The organism is Geobacillus sp. CCR (assembly GCF_052906625.1).
The window spans coordinates 1-1,434 of record NZ_JBREBQ010000094.1 but is presented as its reverse complement, the minus strand read 5'-3'; the positions used below and the strand labels follow the sequence as shown (position 1 = coordinate 1,434).

1 protein-coding gene is annotated in these 1,434 nt (G+C 43.9%); it reads left to right on the top strand.

What is annotated here, in order from left to right; translation table 11 throughout:
• Positions 1–106: 106 nt before the first annotated feature.
• Positions 107–1,276 carry an IS256 family transposase gene (locus tag ACVBDQ_RS17970; protein ID WP_110107385.1) on the top strand — a complete coding sequence of 390 codons (1,170 nt, stop codon included), beginning with the start codon at positions 107–109 and terminating at the stop codon, positions 1,274–1,276.
• Positions 1,277–1,434: the final 158 nt, after the last annotated feature.

The following is a 1,434-nucleotide window of genomic DNA, read 5'->3' as shown; positions in this document are numbered from 1 at the left end:
GGATGATGTATAAAATTTTGTGTAAAGCTTTTTGCTAGACCAAAAGAAAAAAGGTAGGGTATTCTCTGATTGGACCAAAAATCTTAGAGAAAGGAGTACCCTACCTATGCCTAAAAGAAGTATACCGAATGTCGACTGGGCAAATCAACTGGAAAGTGTCATTCGTCAGTTTGTCAAAGAAAAATTAGAACTGATCATGCGGGAAGAAATCAAAAATTTCCTCGAAATCGAACAGGCAGACACATCCAATATGAGAAACGGCTACTATCAACGAAATCTAGATACACAATATGGCCGGATTGAAGGGCTTTTGGTCCCAAGAGACCGAAACGGGGAATTTCAAACGCAGTTGTTTGCTCCTTATCAACGCCACACGGGATGGCTGGAGGAAGCCATCATCAAGATGTATCAAAGCGGCATGAGCACCCGGGAAATTGGCAAGTGGATCGAACGAATTCTAGGAAAAGCCTATTCTCCTGCGACGATCAGCCGTATTACCGATGTCGTAAAGGAAGATATCGAAAAATGGCGCAGCCGTCCACTATCCAAGCGTTATTCGGTCTTATATTTAGACGGTTTGTACGTGAAACTTCGCCGCGATACGGTAGAGAAAGAAGTCATTTATGTGGTGTTAGGAGTAAATGAAGAAGGATATCGCGAAATTCTCGATTTTTTCGTGGGAGGACAAGAAAGCGCCTATGGATGGCGGGAAATCCTTCAGAACCTCTACCAAAGAGGCGTCAAGGAAGTGCTTCTGGGCGTATTTGATGGTCTTCCGGGGCTGGAGGAAGCCTTTCGGGCGGTTTATCCGAAAGCGGACGTACAGCGTTGTGTCGTTCACAAAGTCCGCAGCACCCTAAATCGTGTTCGAAAAAAAGACCAATTCGAAATGGCGGAGGATCTGAAACTCATTTATCGATCTCCGAGTAAAGAAATCGCATTGGAGATGTTTCGACAGTTTGAATCGAAATGGTCGAGCAAGTACCCAAGAGAAGTGCAATCTTGGGCCAATGAGTTGGATGTTCTCCTCACATTTATGGACTATCCGAACAGTATTCGAAGTGTAATTTACACGACAAATGCCATCGAACGAACGATCAAGGAGATTCGGAAACGTCTAAAACCGATGAACAGTTTGAGCAGTTTAGAAGCCGCGGAAAAAATCGTGTATTTGACGATCCAAGACTTTAATGAGAAATGGGCAGAGCGAAAGCTACGAGGATTTGCCGAAGCGCAGGAAGCTCTCCAGCGAATGTTTGAAGAACGTTACAATTAACCAAATACTGTAAATAACAAAGTAAGGGGATTCTCCCTTTCCGCACAGGAGACAGAATATTCTGTCTCCTGTGCGGAGGAAACCGACTCCTTATCCATTCTAAATCCATTCAGAGATACCCTATCTATCTTTCATTACACAAAATTCTTGACGGTACC